The organism is Weissella halotolerans DSM 20190 (genome assembly GCF_000420365.1).
Classification (GTDB): Bacteria; Bacillota; Bacilli; order Lactobacillales; family Lactobacillaceae; genus Weissella; species Weissella halotolerans.
In genome coordinates, this window is record NZ_ATUU01000001.1 from 1 (window position 1) to 18145 (window position 18145).

The window sequence follows — 18145 nt, forward strand, 5'->3', positions numbered from 1 at the left end:
AAGCGGACTAGTACTAATGGTTCGAGGACTTAACCAAGTTGAACAAACGGTGTTAAGGCTCAAGGATAAATGAAGGCAAAAGCAAGCAATAAGATTCAGTTTTGAGAGACGTAAGTCTCACGTGTTGTGATGATGGCATTGAGGTCACACCTGTTCCCATACCGAACACAGAAGTTAAGCTCAATCGCGCCGAAAGTAGTTGGGGGATCGCTCCCTGCGAGGATAGGGCGTCGCAACGCATCTTGGACGTTTAGCTCAGCTGGGAGAGCACCTGCCTTACAAGCAGGGGGTCACAGGTTCGATCCCTGTAACGTCCATCTCAATATGTGCAGTTTTAACTAGGTACTTACTCCCGATAGTCGGTGGAGTAAGTACCTATTTATATATAAGAAAGTTAAATGTGTTACTAGGCCAGCCAAAAGAGATGATAATTTGGTATACTAGTATTTATGAACGGTTTAAAACCTTATGTGAAAGGGGAGCATTATGGCGCAAACGAGCGCAATAAAATACGAACTACTACATGTTGAAAAACACACAGGTGCTCGCTTGGGTAAGATTACGACACCACATGGTGAGGTGATGACCCCCATGTTTATGCCAGTGGGGACACAGGCCAGTGTAAAAAATATTTCGCCACGTGAATTAAAGGAAATTCATTCACAATTTATTTTAGCGAATACGTATCATTTATGGTTACGTCCGGGTGATGATTTGATTGCCCAGGCAGGCGGCTTGCATAAATTCATGGATTGGGATGGCCCAATTTTAACCGACTCAGGTGGCTTTCAAGTGTGGTCATTATCTGACCATAATCAGATTAGTGAAGAAGGGGTAACCTTTAGAAACCACTTAGATGGACGTAAAATGTTTTTGTCGCCAGAAGTGGCGATGCGCATTCAAAATAACCTAGGCTCTGACATTATGATGCAGCTAGATGAAGCCATCCCATATTTTGAAAGTTATGACTATGTAAAAAATTCAGTTGAACGAACAACGCGGTGGGCTGAACGTGCCTTAAAGGCGCACAAGCGTCCAGATGATCAAGCCTTATTTGGGATAGTCCAAGGGGCCGGGTTCAAAGATTTGCGTAAGGCTTCAGCCGATTCCTTAGTCGCACTAGATTTACCGGGTTATGCAGTTGGTGGCCTTTCGGTTGGGGAATCAAAGCCAGAAATGAACCGTGTCCTTGATTTTACAGTTCCTTGGTTACCCGAGGACAAGCCCCGTTACTTGATGGGGGTGGCGGCACCTGATTCTTTGGTTGATGGTGTGATTCGCGGTATTGATATGTTTGATTGCGTTTTGCCAACACGTATTGGGCGTAATGGAACCTTGATGACGAAGCATGGACGAATTGTAATTACTAATGCTAAATATAAAAATGACTTTTCACCTATTGATCCTGACTTAGATGATTATGCTTCAACTCATTTTACAAAAGCCTACTTACACCATCTAATTAAAGCTAATGAACTGCTTGGTCAAAACCTAGCAAGTTTGCATAATTTACGTTATCTCTTAAAGTTAATGGAGGATATGCGGCAAGCCATTGCTGAAGATCGGCTACTTGATTTTAGGGCGGAATTGATGGAAAATTATGGGTACAATAAGCCTAATGCTAGATTATTCTAGGGTTGGGATAATACTTAAGTTAACTAACGGAGGATAGAAACTAACGATGCAACAAATGATTATGATTGTGGCGTTCATCGCCTTGATGTATTTTTTAATGATACGCCCACAGCAAAAGCAACAGCAAAAGCAGCGTAATATGCTAAGTAATTTGAAACCTGGTCAACAAGTAGTTACAATTGGCGGTCTACACGCCACCGTCAGTTCTATTAGTGCTGATCGTAAAACAGTGGCTTTAGATGCAGATGGTATTTTGTTGACCTTTGAAATCGCTGCTATTCGGACAGTGAAGGACGATGTAAAGGTAGATGCGCCTGCAGAGATTGAAAACGTGGGTGCTAAAGAAGAGACTGATTCGACAGATAAAGCTGACAGTGATGTCTCAAGCGAGAAGTAAGGACGATATTGAGTGGGTCTAGGTTTCCATATTCTATAAGGAAACCTAGACTTTTTATTAGGTATCTTGGTGAAGGAGGAAGTGATGGCAGACCTACTGGAATTTCCTACCAAGTTGCACGCTGATCGTAAAATTATTCATGTCGATATGGATGCTTTTTATGCTCAAATTGAAATGCGTGATCATCCAGAGTATCAAAATGTCCCAATCATCTTAGCACGTGATCCCCGTAAGACGGGCGGCCATGGGGTGGTTGCAACGGCGAATTATATGGCGCGTAAACAAGGAGTTCATTCAGCCATGAGTGCTGCCGAGGCGCTAAAACTGGCGCCAGAGGCTACTTTTGTGCCACCCAACTTTTCATTATATCGTGAGGTATCAACGCAGGTTCATCAGGTTTTTCATCAACTTACTGATAAAATAGAACCAATTGCCTTTGACGAGGCCTATTTAGACCTATCTGACTATGAACAAGATCCGGTGATGTTGGCCCATTGGTTACAACAAACGATTTATCAGCAGTTAACCTTAACTAGTTCGGTAGGCATTTCCTTTAATAAGTTTTTAGCGAAGCTGGCTTCTGAGCATAATAAGCCAGCTGGATTGACTGTCGTCAGACCAGAAGATATTCGTGACTTTTTAGATCCATTACCAATTGAAGCTATTCGAGGCGTTGGCCAAAAAACGGCCGTTAAAATGCATGATTTATCAATTAATACGGCCAGGGATTTATATAAGCAAAGTTTAGCCACGCTGGAAGAACATTTTGGTCGCTTAGGATTTACCCTGTTTAAGCGAATTAGAGGTGTTGATGAACGACCAGTTCAATGGCAGCGGCAACGCAAGTCGATTGGTAAGGAGCATACATTCACACACTTTATTGACGGAGATCAAGCAGTCCTAACTGAGTTAAGAAGCCTTGCTCACGAGTTAGTTTTAACGTTGCAAAGAAAAGACCAGCATGGAAAGACCCTTGTTTTGAAAGTGCGTGATGATCGATTTGAAACACGGACCCATCGGCGCACAGGGCCAGACTTTATCCGTAATGATGAACGTATGATTCAACAATTAGCCCAGGATATCTGGGAAGACATGGGTGGCTATGAACGCCCCATTCGACTGCTAGGGCTTACGATGACGAACTTGCAACCAGTGACGTTTACCGAGATGCCCTTAAACCTCTATGAGTGAGATGAAAGGCAGAAAGTTTGGTCAATCAACTAACCATTCAGTTTGCATAAGAACTTATAAACGAAGCAAGTTATATTTATCGGAAGTGAAAAATACAGATTATTTAGGACCAGGACTAAGGGTGTATAATAGTACGATAGTTGAGTACACCTTTATTAAGTAAGAAAAGAAATTAAGTAAGAAAAGAGACAGATTATGACAGCGCAAACACAAATTTTGGCGCAAATAAAAGCCGCAAATACGATCATTATTCATCGCCATCAAAGGCCAGATCCAGATGCAATTGGGTCACAAATGGGCTTAGCCGAATTAATTCGTACGTCCTTTCCAAGTAAACATGTTTATGTAGTTGGTAAACAAGCACCTAGTATGCAATGGATGGGGCAGATGGATGAAATCTCAGATGACCTCTATGATGATGCCCTGGTCATTGTGACTGATACTGCTAATTCTCCACGTATTGATGATCAACGTTACGATTATGGAAAGGTAGTGGTTAAAATTGATCATCATCCAAATGATGAACCATACGGGGATTTCAAGTGGGTGGTCGAAGGCATTTCGTCTTCATCGGAGTTGATTTTTCAGTTTTATCAAGAGTTCTCTGATCAACTGACCCTATCAAACGCAGGAGCTGCTTATCTCTATGCGGGAATCGTTGGCGATACGGGTCGCTTCCTTTATGGAACTGACGCAAAAACGATGGCCGCCGTTTCTGGCTTAATGACCTTTGATTTTGATTGGTTTAAGATTAATCAGCATATGGAAACAATTACGCCTGCAGCAGCTAAAGCCTCAGGCTATGTCTTTGACCATATGACCTTAACGCCGGAAGGGTTTAATTATATTATTCTTGATCAGGAAACTGTTGAAAGTTTCCAATTAGATGATTTTGGGACCGCCTTTATTGTGCCCTTACTAGGCAAAATTGATGTCGCCAAGGCTTGGGCTGTTTTTGAACAACAGGCAGAAGGGTTCTACCGTGTTCGCTTGCGTTCTCGTAATACAGCGATTAATGGCATTGCCAAACGCCATGGCGGCGGTGGACATCCGTTTGCTTCTGGAGCGATCGCCAAAGATCGGACTGAAATAAAAACAATTATTGAAGAAGCAAATCAAGTACTGAAGGAGCAAGCTTAATGGCAAAATTTACAGATTATCATCTGCGAGAAGGAATTTATCGTGCCTTAACTAAGATGCGTTTTACCCAACCGACCCCCGTGCAAGAACGGTTAATTCCAGTTATTTTGCAGGGCAAGTCAGTCGTTGGCCAATCACAAACCGGTTCTGGGAAAACACATACCTTTTTGATTCCTATTTTTGAAAAATTGGACGCTAACCAGCACAAGGTACAAACAATTATTACGACGCCTTCCCGTGAGTTAGCTCAACAGATTTATCAAGCTGCCCAAACCATGACCGCCAGTTTTCCCGAGACTGAGCAACCTAAGATAGGGCTCTTTGTTGGTGGTTCCGATAAGCAACGGCAAATTCATCAATTACAGCATGAACAGCCACAATTAGTTATTGGAACGCCAGGGAGACTACGTGATCTCTATCAATCAGGGGCGTTGGCCTTGCATACGGCACAGACATTGGTTGTTGATGAAGCTGATATGGTATTAGACCTGGGGTTCTTACCTGACGTTGATGCGATAGCGGGGGCCTTACCAGCTGATTTGCAAATGTTAGTATTTTCTGCAACCATTCCACAAAAATTACGGCCTTTTTTGAAAAAGTATATGAATCAACCAGTAATTGAAGAAATTCCAACAGCTACGGTGATTGCCCCTACCATTAAGAATATTCTTCTAGAGACGAAGGGGCGTTCTAAGGATGACCTAATTTATCAACTTTTGACAATGGGGAATCCGTATTTGGCCTTGGTTTTTGCTAATACTAAGGAGCGTGCACGGGAGATTGCCCGAGACCTTCGTGAACGTGGGTTAAAGGTGGCTGAGATTCATGGTGATATTCAGCCACGTGAACGTAAGCGAACGATGCAGCGAATTCAACATTTGGATTATCAATATGTTGTAGCAACGGATTTGGCCTCGCGGGGTATTGATATTCCCGGAGTCTCACTGATTATAAATGATGGTATTCCAAATGATTTAGAATTCTTTGTTCATCGTGTGGGTCGAACTGGCCGGAACGGGATGGAAGGGACAGCAATTACCCTGTATGATCCAGAAGAAGAAAATAAGGTGGCGCAAGTCGAGCAATTAGGCGTTGTCTTTGAACCGATGACGTTATCTAAGGGGGAGTTGAAACCTGGAATTGATCGCCGTCGCCGTAGACAACGTTCTAAAACACAGACAAAGTTAGATCCTACCATGATTGGGATGGTTAAGAAACAAAAGAAGCAGGTTAAGCCCGGGTATAAGCGGCGCATTAAAAAGAATATTGAACGGGATACACAGTTCAAAAAACGAACAGCAAAACGTCAGGCCCAACGAAGTCAGCGTAAGGCCCATAAAAGTAATTAAAGAAAGCGAGCAAAACAAGATCAATCATGGATACGCCAAGTGATAATGCAAAAGATGTGCCTCTTGAAACATTAGCGGTTACAACAGACCGTTTAACGGCACGCAATAAATGTTTTCAGTATAATCAGATGTTACCGGTTCAAGATGAAGCCCGGATGTCCTTACTGGAAGATTTTTTTGGTGCGGTTGGGTCTAAGACACAAATTTTGGCCCCCTTTCAATGTGACTTTGGGTTTAATATCTATATTGGTCATAACTTTTATGCGGGCTATAACCTGGTAATTGCCGATATGGCAAAGGTTACGATTGGCGATAATGTTAAAGTAGGTGCTAATTGTACCTTGCAAACCTCTGTTTATTCGTTAAACCCCAAAGCTCGTGCGCGGGGATTACGCCATGCCAAGCCAATTGTGATTGATGATGATGTTTGGATTCAGGCTAATGCTGTAATTTTGCCGGGGGTGACCATTGGGGCCCGATCAATCGTCCAAGCAGGGACTGTTGTTGCCACTGACATACCAGCCGATACAGTCGTAGCGGGTAATCCGATGCAAGTTTTGCAGCAGGCTGAGAAAAACTAAATCGCATTTTATTCTCTTTAAGAAAATGTCTTCCAACGTGCTTGGAAGGCTTTTTTTGTTAGTCAATGTAAATGGAAAAGCCTGAAGTTTTCTAGGAACCAAGAGTAATTAAATAACGGTCAATTGGGACTTGCCAAAGGCGTTAGCTACCGGTATAGTTAATAACTAATTAACCTGAACCAGTGAGTTCAAAATTAAGGAGATGATGCAAATGCAAAAAACAAGCATAATGACACTAACAAGGCAGCAAAAGTGGGTGGTCGGGTCAACGGCGGCTGGCTTTATGCTAGAAAATATGGATATGATGTTTGTCTCCTTTGCTTTAAGTTCAATGATGATTGATTTGCATTTGACCGGTGGTCAAGCAGGGTTAATCTCGTCCATTACGAATTTAGGGATGTTGATTGGTGGTATCATTTTTGGCCTATTAGCTGATCGGATTGGGCGAATCAAAACCTTCAATTGGACCATTTTTATTTTTGCCTTTGGGACTGCATTGATGTACTTTGTTAAGGATATTCAGCAAGTCTACTGGTTACGGTTTCTAACCGGTCTAGGGGCTGGTGGAGAGTACGGGGTCGCGATGGCCCTGATTGCCGAAAATTTTCCACCAAATAAAGTTGGTCGGATGACCTCTATTGGGGCAATTGGTGGGCAAATGGGTGCCATCTTAGCTGCGTTGTTAGCTGCCTTAGTTTTAGCTCAGGCAAGTTGGCATGTGCTCTTCCTGTTTGGTCTATTACCGGTTGGGCTAACTTTCTTCGTACGACGCCATGTTAAAGAAAGTGCACGATTTGCGCAGCCTAAGGCAGCTTTCAAAACAGCTAATATATCATTAAAACCCTTGTTCAGTACGGCTAAGGTCACTTATCAAACACTAGCCTTGATGCTGATGGCCATTGTACAAATTGCGGGTTATTTTGGCTTAATGAACTGGTTGCCTACGATGATGCAAAAGCGACTTGGCCTGACAGTTGCTGGCTCATCTCTTTGGATGGTCGCGACTATTCTGGGAATGTCACTTGGCATGTTGGTCTTTGGGACTATATTAGACCGCCTTGGGCCTAGGTTGGCTTTTGGAGCTTTTTTGATTGGTTCAGCCTTAATGGTCTTTGCACTCACCTTAGCCGATAATATGGTAACCTTGACGTTAGCTGGGGCAGCCGTTGGTTTCTTTTCCAATGGTATGTTTGGCGGTTACGGAGCAGTCATCTCACGGTTGTATCCCCTTGAAATTCGGGCCACTGCTAATAATGTAATTGTGAATGTAGGCCGGGCTATAGGTGGCTTTTCATCTGTCGTGATTGGTTTACTAATGGCTAAGCATTCTATCTTTTTTGTGATGGCTTGTTTATCTGCTATGTATATGTTGAGCCTGTTTGTTATGCTAACAGTTCCCGGGATACGGGGACTAACACCTGGAAAGATTAAAGATTAGTGACGAAGTTTTGTCAAGCAGGTTACGAAAGCTGTTCTCAGCTAATAGTGTGGTACAATAAATAGCGAGGATGAGGGCTACGACTTGTGAGCTGAAGAGACATCACGGTTGGTGAAAGTGATGCCAGGTGTGGCTTATGCTACCTAAGGTGGAGTGTTTGTGAAAGCAAACCGTTAGTCGGCGTTAACGACACATTAAAGAGGTAATGATTGACAGACAGTCATTGCAAGCAAAGTGGTACCGCGTTTGGGCGTCTTTGTTTATGCAATGGGGGTCTGTTTTTTTGATAAAAAAATAAAGGTGGGAAAGTAGAGAATGAAAGAATTATCTTCAGCTGAAACACGGGCAATGTTTTTACGTTTCTTTGAGAGTAAAGGGCATAGTATTGAACCATCTCAGTCATTGATTCCAAAAGATGATCCTAGTTTACTGTGGATTAACTCAGGAGTTGCTACCCTTAAGAAATATTTTGATGGGAGTGTGACGCCTAAAAATCGACGCATTACAAATGCTCAAAAGGCTATTCGAACAAATGACATTGAAAATGTGGGCCACACGGCCCGTCACCAAACATTGTTTGAAATGTTGGGGAACTTTTCGATTGGAGATTACTTTAAGGCCGAAGTTATCCCGTGGGCTTGGGAATTGTTGACGAGTCCTGATTGGTATGCGATTGACCCAGAAAAGCTCTATGTGACCGTGTATCCTGACGATCAAGAGACAAAGGATATTTGGTTAAATGTTGTTGGCCTTCCTGCTGATCACATATATGAAGAAGTGGATAACTTTTGGGATATTGGTGAGGGACCTTCTGGACCTGACACAGAAATTTTTTATGATCGTGGCGCGCGATTTGACGCAGCTGATCCGAAAGAGAACCATCCCGGCGGCGAAAATGAACGGTATCTAGAAATTTGGAATATCGTTTTTTCTCAATTTAATCATTTACCAGGATTAACGAATAATCAGGATTATCCCGAATTACCTCATAAAAATATTGATACGGGGATGGGGCTAGAGCGGTTAGTATCCGTATTCCAACATACAGATACCAATTTTGAAACTGATCTCTTTTGGCCTATTATTCAACAAGTTGAGACGATTTCAGGTAAACATTATGGTGAAAATGCAGAGCGCGATGTGTCATTCAAAGTGATTGCTGACCATATCCGGGCAGTTACCTTTGCAATTGGCGATGGGGCATTGCCATCTAATGAAGGCCGTGGTTACATTATCCGCCGTCTCTTACGGCGGGCAGTAGTTCATGGTCGTAAATTAGGTATTCAAAAAGAGTTTTTGCAGCAATTAGTGCCTACAGTTGGCAAGATTATGGCATCTTATTATCCAGAGGTGTTAGCCAATGCGGATTATATTGCATCCGTGGTTCAAAGTGAGGAAACACGCTTTAATAAGACCTTATCAGATGGCTTGCATTTATTGGCAGACGTTATGAATGATGCCAAACAGAACCAGGGTGAAATTGCCGGTGATATTGCCTTTAAGTTATATGACACGTATGGTTTTCCTTATGAGTTAACGGTTGAGTCTGCTGCAGAGGCGGGGCTCACAGTAGATCAAGCTGGATTTGATGCTGCCATGAAAGCACAACAAGAGCGTGCTCGAGCTGCCCGTGGTAACAAGGTATCGATGGGAGTTCAGAATGCTTTGTTGACCGACCTTAAGATTCCATCAACGTATGTAGGATGGTCACAGTTGGTGGTTGAGGATACGACATTGTCTGCCCTAATTGTTGATAATCAATTGGTTGACCAGTTTGAGCCTGGCAAGCAAGCCGTCCTTGCCATTTTTGACCAAACACCATTTTATGCCGAAATGGGCGGACAAGTTGCCGATCGGGGTGTAGTGTTAAATCAAGCCGGAGAAGTGGTGGCTAAGGTTGAAGATGTGCAAAAAGCGCCTAACGGTCAACACTTGCACACCCTATCACTTGTAAAACCATTAACAGTAGGCGATCACTACCGATTGGAAGTTGATCAAGCCTATCATGCAGCAGTATCAAAGAATCACACGGCAACACATATGCTTGATCAGGCTATCCGTAATGTTTTGGGTAGTCATTCTACACAGGCTGGTTCTTTGGTCACGGCTGAAGGATTGCGCTATGACTTTAGCTATAATGGTGCTGTACCTGCTGACAAGTTACAGGCAATTGAAGATTTAGTAAATGAAAAAATCATTGCTAATCTGCCTGTTTCATGGGTAGAAACGGATATTGAATCGGCTAAAAAAATGGGTGCCGTGGCTGAGTTTGCCGATAAATATGGCGATCAAGTACGGGTAGTGTCAATTGGTGATTTTAATGCCGAGTTTGATGGCGGTACGCACGCAAAATCTACAGCTGAATTAGGCATGTTCAAGATTGTCAGTGAACAGGGAACCGGAGCCGGTGTACGACGAATCGAGGCTGTTACTGGTCAGGGGGCAATGGACTTGTTTAAGCAACATGATGCCTGGCTACAGGCCGTGGCTCAGACGGTCAAAGCACCACAATTAAGTGATGTACCAACTAAGGTTGCCGGAGTGCAAAAAGCCCTTAAGGATGCCCAGAGTCAGGTGGTTAGTTTGGAACAAAAGCTTGCCCAACAGAGTGCTCAGGCAGCCTTTAACCAGGTAACAACTGCTGGGGATTACCGCTTAATTACAGCAGAGATAGCAGCCACTTCAATGGATGCCTTACGGGCAACTGCTGATCAATGGAAACAAGCAGCTTTGTCGGATGTGTTGGTGGTGGCTGCTAAAGTTAATGATAAGGCTAACTTGCTAGTTGCCGTCAGTCAGCAAGCAGTAAAGAACGGTATCAAGGCGGGCGACCTCATCAAGGCAATCGCGCCAGCTATTGGCGGCGGCGGTGGTGGTCGTCCTGATATGGCACAAGCTGGTGGTAAGAACCCTGCTGGAATTCAAGAAGCCTTTGGCAAGGCGCAAGAATGGTTAAGTGAGCATTAGTCACTACAGTGAAAGGACAGTAATATGACATCATTAGATCATACAACCGTATTTAGTTTAAATCGTAACGAGGATCACGACGTTCGCAAGATGTTAGAGACCGTCTATGCTGCGCTGGAAGAAAAGGGATATAACCCAATCGATCAGATTGTCGGTTACTTGATTTCAAATGACCCAGCCTATATTCCACGGGTTAATGATGCACGTAATTTAATCCGCAAGTTTGAGCGGGACGAAATTATTGAAGCTTTAGTTAAATACTATTTGGGTAAGTGATGGGACGATTAATTGGTTTAGACGTAGGCTCAAAGACGGTTGGGGTGGCTGTATCAGATTTATTGGGGTGGACGGCGCAAGGCGTTGAAATTGTTCCGATTGATGAAGAAACAAAAACCTTTAATCTAGAGCGAATGGCAGAACTAGTGGCTCAGTATCAACCTAGTGGCTTTGTACTAGGCTTGCCTAAAAATATGAATAATACTTCAGGTCCACGCGTTGAGGCAGCTGAACATTATGGGGCACTATTAAAGGAAGCCTTTGATTTGCCTGTAGATTATCAAGATGAGCGTTTGACGACGGTGGAAGCGGAACGGATGCTAGTTGAAGAAGCAGACACCTCACGTAAAAAACGTAAAAAAGTGATTGATAAATTAGCAGCCGCTTTAATTTTACAAAATTATTTAGACCGCCAAGGACCACTCACAAAAGGATAAGGAGGTTCATTAATGAACGACGAACAAGATATTATTACACTTTATGATGAAAATGGTGACGAAGAGTTATTTGAGGTTTTGTTTACCTTTCATAATGATGACTATAATAGAGACTATATCATTGTCTACCCAGCCGGTGCTGACCCTGATGAAGGAACGGTTGATATGTACCCCTTCATTTTTAATGCTCCTAAAGAGGATGATGGGACTGAAGGAACCTTTGATGAAATTGAAGATGATGCAGAATTTGCCATGGTAGAAGCAGCATTGAACCAGTATTTGGACGAAATGGATGCAAAGGACTAGGAGGCCAATCAATGAAGTCAGAATCAACGCCACCAGAAGTCTTCATGCTGACCGACGACCAAGGCCAAGAGCATGCTTTTACAGAACTCTTTTCCTTTAAGGTTGATCAAACAGGAAAATCGTATATCGCATTAGCAGCTGATGACGTAAATGAAGATGGTGAAAGTGACGTACTTGCTTTTATTTATGACCCTGAAAAAGATGATGGTCTCTTGCTACCCATTGAGTCAGATGACGAATATGCAATGGTTGAAGATGTATTAGCCACATTAATGGATGAAGGACAACTGGACTAAGACGATTTGAATTAAAAGTAGAAATAGTAACTCTGAGAACGTCTCTCTTCAATAAAAAGAAGGGGGGCGTTTTTATGTGGTTAGATATGTATCAGCATTTGGGCCAAAAATGGCAGCAAAAAAAGTGGTGGTCTTTGGGAATTCTCGCCGCACTAACGTTGGGATTCATCATAGGCTGGGGGGTTAAACCGATGGCAGTTAAGCAATCATCGACTGGTCCCCAACGGATAATGGCGACCGCTACTAGTCGCTCAATCAATTCACCAAGTAAAGGAAAGCAGCGGTCTGCGCAGGCCGCGTTGATTGTAGATGTCAAAGGGGCGGTTAAACAACCGGGTGTGTATACTTGTCCGCCGGCGAGTCGTCTTCAAAAGGCCCTGCAACAAGCTGGTGGCGCAACCGACCAAGCTGATTTAAGTAAGTTAAATCTTGCCCAACCGCTTAAAGATGGTCTCTTGGTATATGTGCCAATGAAAGGTGAACAGGTGGTAACGTCCGCCAGTCCGCCCACCGATCAAAGTACAAGTGATCGGTTACCGTTAAGAGAGGGTGACAACGAGAAAATTAATCTAAATACGGCTGATGAACACATGCTCCAACAGATAGCTGGAATTGGGCAAAAAAGAGCAGAAGAAATTGTTACCTATCGACAAGAACATGGTCCTTTCACTGATATTATGCAGTTAAAGGCAATTAGTGGAATTGGAGAAAAAACAGTGGCTAAACTAGTGGACAAGGTAGTAGTGGAGTGAGCGGCTATGGTTTTTGGCTAGGTGTGTGGTTAGCCAGCCTGAACATAGCCCTAGTAGGCCATGAGTGGTGGGTATTGGTGATATTCGTCTATGTTGGCGGTATTATCTGGTTTAATTATCAATCTCATTGGTGGTTGACCATCCTGCTGGCTGGTGGGTGCTTTCTTTACTGGCAAAACCGGGAAATACAGCTACATACCGCTGAATTAGCCTGGCAGTCGCAAGCGCAACGTCATGTTCAACTGATTACCTATCAAACCGATTGTCATGTTGAACAAGGCCAAGTCTATGGGGTAGGCAAGTTAGCTTCTGGAGAAAAGGTATGCTTTCGTTATCGAGGTCAGCATGGAGACAGCCTAAGGAAATCCTCAGTTGAAAAGATGATGCTAACAGGATTAGCAAAGGCATCACCACTGGAAAAACGGTGTAACCTTTATGGTTTCAATCAACAGCAGTACTGGCTTTCCAAAGGTGTGGTGGTGCAATTGACTTTAAATGCAGTTAGTACGGAGTTTGCTGCAATGTCAGATGATGGGTTTGCACTGATCAAACGATTACAACGCCTAAGTATAGACTGGTTTACACAATTTCCTGAAGGAATTCGTGATTTTGGGACTGCGCTCTTATTGGGACAAGTGAGGGAGCATTTTTACCAGGACTACGAGGGTCTAATTCCTTTAGGCCTGATTCACCTTTTTAGCATTTCAGGGTTTCAAGTGGTGTTTTATTGGCGTTTATGGCAATGGGTTGGACGTTGCCTGGGCCTTTATCAGGAGGTAACCTGGCTGAGTTGGGTGTTTGGTTTAGGCTTTATTTGGGTATTTGCTAATCAGGTAGCAAGCTTATTACGCCCAATTTTAGCTAGCCTGGCTGAGGTATGGCAAAGGATTGGTTGGTCTCGTTGGTCTCCCTTAGACCGCTATGGTTATGTGTTGATAGTAAGTTTAGGCTGCCTACCGGGGGTGTTATTGACAATTGCTGGTCAACTATCCTTTTTGTTAGCCCTAGGGCTAATGCTTTTAAAAAGCAGCCCTGCTATTTGGCAAACCCTCTTTTTAAATTTACTCATTGCGCCTTTATTGGTGTGGCATACCTATGGTTGGCATCCGGGGGCAATCTTGGTGAACCTGTTGGCAATTCCTTTTTTTAGTGCTGTGTTAATTCCGGGACTTCTAGGTGCACTTATAACCTGGCCGCTTGGAATCACCGTCGTGGCCAATGGCATGAATAGCGTGATTAAAGGCATCCAATATGGGACCAATATGCTAGCTCAGTTACCGGGAGAGCTAGTATTTGGGCGTCCCCCTAAGGTCATCATTATTGGACTTACCATGTTCATGTTAGCTGCCTGTCTTGTCCAAAAACTACGCTGGCTCTGGGCGTTACCGATAGTAGGATTGGCACTCATGCTAGCCAGACCAATTTGGTAGACGCCTTTTTTAGCTTTTTTAGATGTTGGTCAAGGGGATGCAATTGTTTGGCGTGAACCATCGGGAAAGGTTTATATGAACGATGTGGGCGGACAGATATGGACTGGTGATCGTCAGGTCCACCAGGACACAGCTAAAATGAAAACAGTTTGGCAATTTTGTAGGGGCAAAGGAATTACTGAACTTGAGTGGCTTATTTTGTCTCATCGTGATTGGGACCATATTGGTAACTTTAAAGCAGTTAGTCTTCAGCTGCGAATTAAGCATTTAGGGTTACCAGCAGGAATGGAAAAAACGGCCACATATCGACGTTGGCTAAAACCACATTTAAAAGACACGCAAGTACATCCGCTTAAGGCAGGCGACCGCCTAACAGCAAATTGCCAGGTTCTGCATCCTTTTGTTGAAGGTAAGGGGGAGAATAAAGACTCAGTCGCTTTGTATCTATATCATCAGGGGGTAGGCATCATGTTAACTGGTGATTTAGATCAGGAGGGTGAAAAAACAATTATCAAAGCAATGCGATTACCACAGGTAGATATTTTGAAATTTGGTCATCATGGCTCAAAAACAAGTACTAGTTCACAGTTATTGGAAACAGTACGTCCAAGCTATGGTATTGTTAGTGCCGGAAGAGATAACCGGTTTGGGCATCCGCACCCACAAGTACTAGCTAAAGCAGCGCATAACAAGATCCAGGTGCTAAGTACAGCCCAGGAAGGCCTTTTACTTTTAAAGGGAACGAAACCGGTTCGATGGCAAACAGAGTGTGGTTTTGATTAGTCACTTGTTTTTCTAGTTGTGTTAGGGGGTTGATTGTGGCAACATTAATCTAGACATGTGCAAGGAAAGGACTATGAGATTATGCCACTATCAGTCGCCCAACTTGAAGAACAACTCCAGCAACATCAGTTGGCACCCGTGTATCTAATTCAGGGGCAAGATCATTATTTATTGAAGCAGGTGCGGCAGGCGTTTTTGAGTTTGATTGATCCAGCGGATCGGACCTTGAATTTTGCACAGTACGACATGCGCGAGGCACCTTTAGCAACTGCATTGGATGATGCACGCAATGTCCCTTTTTTTGGCACTTATCGCCTAGTGATGATTGATGATGCCTATTTTTTGACAGGAGAGACGCAACATAGTAAGCCTAACCATGATCTATCTCAATTATTAGAGTATCTTAGTCATCCTGAGCCTCAAACTCTTTTGGTTTTATTTGCCCCTTATGAGAAGTTGGATAGTCGTAAGAAGGTGACCAAACAATTAAAAGAACGGGCAGTTTATGTACCTTTTGGTAAACTAACTGAACGGGATTTGCGTCAATTTGTGCAGGCACGATTGGATAAGCAAGGGTATAACATGAGTATGGAGGCGCAGACTGCGCTGTTAAATTTAACAAACTTTTCCCTCACGCAAATTATGGCTGAATTAACCAAACTTATGCTTTATGCAGAGCAGTCACATACTATTGACCTGCAGACAGTTAGGGACTTAGTTACAAAAACCCTGAGTCAAAACGTGTTTGATTTGATTGATCAGCTCTTAAAACAGCATTTGCGGCAGGCTGTTGAACTTTACCATGAGTTACTTATCAACGGTGAGGAGCCCTTACGCATCCAAGCAGCAATTTTGTCTCAATTCAGATTATTAGTACAAGTAAAGGCTTCTACCTTAAGTGAACAGGGATTGGCCAAGGCGTTAAAGGTGCATCCTTATCGGATTAAGTTAGCAAAACAAACGGTTCGTCGTTATCGGTATGCAACTTTGGGACGAGCTTACTTAGGCCTAATTCGGCTTGAGGAGCAACTTAAATCAACCCAACGTGACCCGGAATTGTTATTTGAATTATTTATTTTGCGTTACCAAGCGACAGTGAGAGAATAAAGCCTTGCAATCTAAGGGTGACTTGTGTATGATAATTAGGTGCACATGCATACGACCTTTTACGATGTTTAACGGTTCACCGTCGTTTTACGTTGTCTGGGGCGACTATTTTATATGAAAGGTGGAAGTCCAAAATGGCTATTTCTGCAGAACGCAAGAATGAAATCATCAAGGAATTCGCACGTCACGAAGGTGATACTGGTTCAGTTGAGGTTCAAGTGGCAGTTTTAACAGCTGACATTAATGAATTGAATGCTCACATGGCAGAACACAAGCATGATTATCATTCACAACGTGGTTTAATGAAGAAGATCGGTCACCGTCGTAACTTGTTACGTTACTTGCGTGAGAACGATGTTCAACGTTATCGTGAATTGATCCAAAAGCTTGGATTGCGTCGTTAATTTAATTAATGTCGTACGTTTTGACAATTATCATCGGAGGAGAAAGCGATGCCAATTATTGAGTCATCAATCCAACGTGCCCGTTTGAATAAGGTACAACGCGAGCGAAACGTTCACCAATTAAGTACTTACCGTACTAGTGTGAAAAAGTTCCGTAAGGCTGTTGCTACTGGTGCTGACAACTTGGATGAGTTGTTTGCTGCAGCAACTTCAGCTATTGATCGCGCTGCCTCAAAGGGTTTGATTTCTAAAAACAAGGCTGCTCGTGACAAGTCACGTTTGGCTGCTTTGTTGAATGATAAGTAATCAAAGTGCGTTGATAAATAAAAAACACGTTTCCTATTAGGAAGCGTGTTTTTTATTTACCATTTTTTTATAATCAGTCGATGATTTCGGTTTTAAAAGTTGTATCTGGCAGGACAATGTGGCGCAAATGAATGAGTAAAAGAATCAGCCAAAGTAAGACCAGTCCGCAGGCGACAATTTCCCAACCAGTCAAAGATAGATAATGCCAGCGTTGAAAGGAAATATCCGCAAAAATTAGCAGACCACCAATCAGATAGGACATAATGACAAAGTCGTGACTGGCTTTGGGTAGTAACCATTTAATGGAAATAATCATAATTAATACCCAGGTAACCAGCAGTTGAGCAATATGATCGTGGACAATATGGGTCCAACCAGGATTATTAGGGAACAAGCCAACGCCAGCCAAGGTGATAGCTAAGAGTGAAAATAAAATACGTAAGAAAAACAAGGGGCGGTTATGATGGAAATCGGCCTGTAAAGCTGTAAAAAGATAGTCAACTAAGGTCAGCATAATCAGTCCGGAAAAAATCAACGTAAAATTAAAGTAGATTGCATTTTTAACATGGTCGGTGCCTAAATAACTAAAGTTGTATTGCCACCAGTTGGGGTGACCGTTGGTTACCATTGAAAAAAGGATACCGCCAAATAAGGTAGCAATTAGAACAAAGGTAATCGTTGAGAAATTAATATTATTAGCGGCGGCCACCAAACTGTAGGTTGTTAGTCCCACAATGAAACCAATTAAACCGGCGGTCGTATATAAGTCTAGTCGTAAGCCAATGAATGCAGTGGAGAAAAATTTAAAGAAAAGGGCTAAGAGGGCAAAGGTCATTAAGCCATAAGAGATGGTTAGTGTGATAATATTACGCCAATGTAGATGACTTGCGCCATGTAATTTGAGTCGAACCGCAACGGTAAAAAAGGATATAATACCAAAGAAAAGGCTTAGGTAGATGGCAAGTTGGGTCATGGAATTAGCCCCCGTTAAAGCTACCGTCGGCGTATCCTGAACGAAAAAATTGATGAGTGCAATGACTGCACTGAGTAGGGCAGCGAATAAGAAATAGCGAATACCATCAACTTCATAAGTGTTTTGTTCTGCGGGTCGAATAGTTAAGTTGCCTGCATTATGGGTGATAGTCAGAGGCAGACCAGGCGCAAACTCTCCTTTAGCGATGTCTTTTGGAATCGCAATAAAATGGTAATCTGACTTTTTAAATTCAGTCATGTTGAATACTCCTCACAAGTTGTTTAAAGAATAACGTAAACGACGCCTTCGTTAGCAAACAAATTTTTTATGTCACCTATAAAAGGCAGATAACCTTTATTGTACTGCATATAAATGGT

At 42.9% G+C, this 18145-nt stretch carries 19 protein-coding genes, 1 tRNA gene and 1 rRNA gene; 20 read left to right on the top strand and 1 reads right to left on the bottom strand.

From position 1 onward, the window contains the following. Window positions 1-122 precede the first annotated feature (122 nt). From rrf to rpsT, 20 genes are all read left to right on the top strand, one after another. Window positions 123-239 (top strand): 5S ribosomal RNA (rrf, locus tag G414_RS0100005). Between the two features lie 5 nt (window positions 240-244). Continuing rightward, window positions 245-317, top strand: a tRNA-Val gene (locus G414_RS0100010). Window positions 318-486: 169 nt separating this feature from the next. Next, on the top strand, window positions 487-1635 hold the full coding sequence (tgt, locus tag G414_RS0100015; protein WP_022790806.1) for a tRNA guanosine(34) transglycosylase Tgt: 1149 nt from the start codon (window positions 487-489) through the stop codon (window positions 1633-1635). 46 nt (window positions 1636-1681) lie between these two features. After that, window positions 1682-2032 (top strand): preprotein translocase subunit YajC, encoded by a 351-nt coding sequence (yajC, locus tag G414_RS0100020; RefSeq protein ID WP_022790807.1) that lies wholly within the window; start codon window positions 1682-1684, stop codon window positions 2030-2032. 81 nt (window positions 2033-2113) lie between these two features. Continuing rightward, window positions 2114-3223, top strand: coding sequence for a DNA polymerase IV (dinB, locus tag G414_RS0100025; RefSeq protein ID WP_169558480.1), 1110 nt, complete (start codon window positions 2114-2116; stop codon window positions 3221-3223). Between the two features lie 195 nt (window positions 3224-3418). Beyond that, window positions 3419-4363 (top strand): DHH family phosphoesterase, encoded by a 945-nt coding sequence (locus G414_RS0100030; RefSeq protein WP_022790809.1) that lies wholly within the window; start codon window positions 3419-3421, stop codon window positions 4361-4363. Next, complete coding sequence (locus tag G414_RS0100035; protein ID WP_022790810.1) at window positions 4363-5712, top strand: DEAD/DEAH box helicase; 1350 nt, start codon at window positions 4363-4365, stop codon at window positions 5710-5712. Before G414_RS0100030 ends, G414_RS0100035 begins: the two co-directional genes overlap by 1 nt. Before the next feature lie 26 nt (window positions 5713-5738). Next, window positions 5739-6293: a sugar O-acetyltransferase gene (locus G414_RS06950; protein ID WP_022790811.1), complete on the top strand. Its 555-nt coding sequence runs from the start codon at window positions 5739-5741 to the stop codon at window positions 6291-6293. A gap of 211 nt (window positions 6294-6504) precedes the next feature. Next, window positions 6505-7731, top strand: coding sequence for an MFS transporter (locus G414_RS0100045; protein ID WP_022790812.1), 1227 nt, complete (start codon window positions 6505-6507; stop codon window positions 7729-7731). 315 nt (window positions 7732-8046) lie between these two features. Next, complete coding sequence (alaS, locus tag G414_RS0100050) at window positions 8047-10698, top strand: alanine--tRNA ligase (protein ID WP_022790813.1); 2652 nt, start codon at window positions 8047-8049, stop codon at window positions 10696-10698. Between the two features lie 24 nt (window positions 10699-10722). Continuing rightward, on the top strand, window positions 10723-10974 hold the full coding sequence (locus G414_RS0100055) for an IreB family regulatory phosphoprotein (RefSeq protein ID WP_022790814.1): 252 nt from the start codon (window positions 10723-10725) through the stop codon (window positions 10972-10974). After that, window positions 10974-11411, top strand: coding sequence for a Holliday junction resolvase RuvX (ruvX, locus tag G414_RS0100060; RefSeq protein ID WP_022790815.1), 438 nt, complete (start codon window positions 10974-10976; stop codon window positions 11409-11411). The genes G414_RS0100055 and ruvX overlap by 1 nt, the downstream gene beginning before the upstream one ends. Window positions 11412-11423: 12 nt before the next feature. Continuing rightward, complete coding sequence (locus G414_RS0100065) at window positions 11424-11717, top strand: DUF1292 domain-containing protein (RefSeq protein ID WP_022790816.1); 294 nt, start codon at window positions 11424-11426, stop codon at window positions 11715-11717. An 11-nt stretch (window positions 11718-11728) separates the two neighbouring features. Beyond that, complete coding sequence (locus G414_RS0100070; protein ID WP_022790817.1) at window positions 11729-12013, top strand: DUF1292 domain-containing protein; 285 nt, start codon at window positions 11729-11731, stop codon at window positions 12011-12013. A gap of 74 nt (window positions 12014-12087) precedes the next feature. After that, the gene (locus G414_RS0100075) at window positions 12088-12765 is read left to right on the top strand and encodes a helix-hairpin-helix domain-containing protein (RefSeq protein ID WP_022790818.1); all 678 of its coding nucleotides are present in this window, start codon (window positions 12088-12090) and stop codon (window positions 12763-12765) included. Next, window positions 12762-14195 (top strand): ComEC/Rec2 family competence protein, encoded by a 1434-nt coding sequence (locus tag G414_RS0100080; RefSeq protein WP_022790819.1) that lies wholly within the window; start codon window positions 12762-12764, stop codon window positions 14193-14195. Before G414_RS0100075 ends, G414_RS0100080 begins: the two co-directional genes overlap by 4 nt. A 75-nt stretch (window positions 14196-14270) precedes the next feature. After that, window positions 14271-14978 carry a ComEC/Rec2 family competence protein gene (locus tag G414_RS0100085; protein ID WP_022790820.1) on the top strand — a complete coding sequence of 236 codons (708 nt, stop codon included), beginning with the start codon at window positions 14271-14273 and terminating at the stop codon, window positions 14976-14978. Between the two features lie 81 nt (window positions 14979-15059). Further along, a complete protein-coding gene (gene holA, locus G414_RS0100090) occupies window positions 15060-16085 on the top strand; it encodes a DNA polymerase III subunit delta (RefSeq protein ID WP_040761382.1) in 1026 nt (341 codons plus the stop codon). A gap of 134 nt (window positions 16086-16219) precedes the next feature. Further along, complete coding sequence (gene rpsO, locus G414_RS0100095; protein WP_022790822.1) at window positions 16220-16489, top strand: 30S ribosomal protein S15; 270 nt, start codon at window positions 16220-16222, stop codon at window positions 16487-16489. Between the two features lie 48 nt (window positions 16490-16537). After that, window positions 16538-16795, top strand: coding sequence for a 30S ribosomal protein S20 (gene rpsT, locus G414_RS0100100; RefSeq protein ID WP_022790823.1), 258 nt, complete (start codon window positions 16538-16540; stop codon window positions 16793-16795). Window positions 16796-16868: 73 nt separating this feature from the next. On the opposite strand, the gene G414_RS06955 is transcribed toward rpsT, so the two are convergent. After that, window positions 16869-18026 (bottom strand): DUF998 domain-containing protein, encoded by a 1158-nt coding sequence (locus tag G414_RS06955; RefSeq protein ID WP_022790824.1) that lies wholly within the window; start codon window positions 18024-18026, stop codon window positions 16869-16871. Window positions 18027-18145: the final 119 nt, after the last annotated feature.

What these genes read in the sequence shown, in the direction of transcription:
- rpsO (WP_022790822.1), top strand. Translation starts at nt 16,220, where the DNA reads ATGGCTATTTCTGCAGAACGCAAGAATGAAATCATCAAGGAATTCGCA.
- G414_RS0100030 (WP_022790809.1), top strand. Translation starts at nt 3,419, where the DNA reads ATGACAGCGCAAACACAAATTTTGGCGCAAATAAAAGCCGCAAATACG.
- alaS (WP_022790813.1), top strand. Translation starts at nt 8,047, where the DNA reads ATGAAAGAATTATCTTCAGCTGAAACACGGGCAATGTTTTTACGTTTC.
- G414_RS06950 (WP_022790811.1), top strand. Translation starts at nt 5,739, where the DNA reads ATGGATACGCCAAGTGATAATGCAAAAGATGTGCCTCTTGAAACATTA.
- tgt (WP_022790806.1), top strand. Translation starts at nt 487, where the DNA reads ATGGCGCAAACGAGCGCAATAAAATACGAACTACTACATGTTGAAAAA.
- G414_RS0100085 (WP_022790820.1), top strand. Translation starts at nt 14,271, where the DNA reads ATGAACGATGTGGGCGGACAGATATGGACTGGTGATCGTCAGGTCCAC.
- G414_RS0100045 (WP_022790812.1), top strand. Translation starts at nt 6,505, where the DNA reads ATGCAAAAAACAAGCATAATGACACTAACAAGGCAGCAAAAGTGGGTG.
- G414_RS06955 (WP_022790824.1), bottom strand. Translation starts at nt 18,026, where the DNA reads ATGACTGAATTTAAAAAGTCAGATTACCATTTTATTGCGATTCCAAAA.
- holA (WP_040761382.1), top strand. Translation starts at nt 15,060, where the DNA reads ATGCCACTATCAGTCGCCCAACTTGAAGAACAACTCCAGCAACATCAG.
- ruvX (WP_022790815.1), top strand. Translation starts at nt 10,974, where the DNA reads ATGGGACGATTAATTGGTTTAGACGTAGGCTCAAAGACGGTTGGGGTG.
- G414_RS0100035 (WP_022790810.1), top strand. Translation starts at nt 4,363, where the DNA reads ATGGCAAAATTTACAGATTATCATCTGCGAGAAGGAATTTATCGTGCC.
- G414_RS0100070 (WP_022790817.1), top strand. Translation starts at nt 11,729, where the DNA reads ATGAAGTCAGAATCAACGCCACCAGAAGTCTTCATGCTGACCGACGAC.
- rpsT (WP_022790823.1), top strand. Translation starts at nt 16,538, where the DNA reads ATGCCAATTATTGAGTCATCAATCCAACGTGCCCGTTTGAATAAGGTA.
- G414_RS0100055 (WP_022790814.1), top strand. Translation starts at nt 10,723, where the DNA reads ATGACATCATTAGATCATACAACCGTATTTAGTTTAAATCGTAACGAG.
- G414_RS0100065 (WP_022790816.1), top strand. Translation starts at nt 11,424, where the DNA reads ATGAACGACGAACAAGATATTATTACACTTTATGATGAAAATGGTGAC.
- yajC (WP_022790807.1), top strand. Translation starts at nt 1,682, where the DNA reads ATGCAACAAATGATTATGATTGTGGCGTTCATCGCCTTGATGTATTTT.
- G414_RS0100075 (WP_022790818.1), top strand. Translation starts at nt 12,088, where the DNA reads ATGTGGTTAGATATGTATCAGCATTTGGGCCAAAAATGGCAGCAAAAA.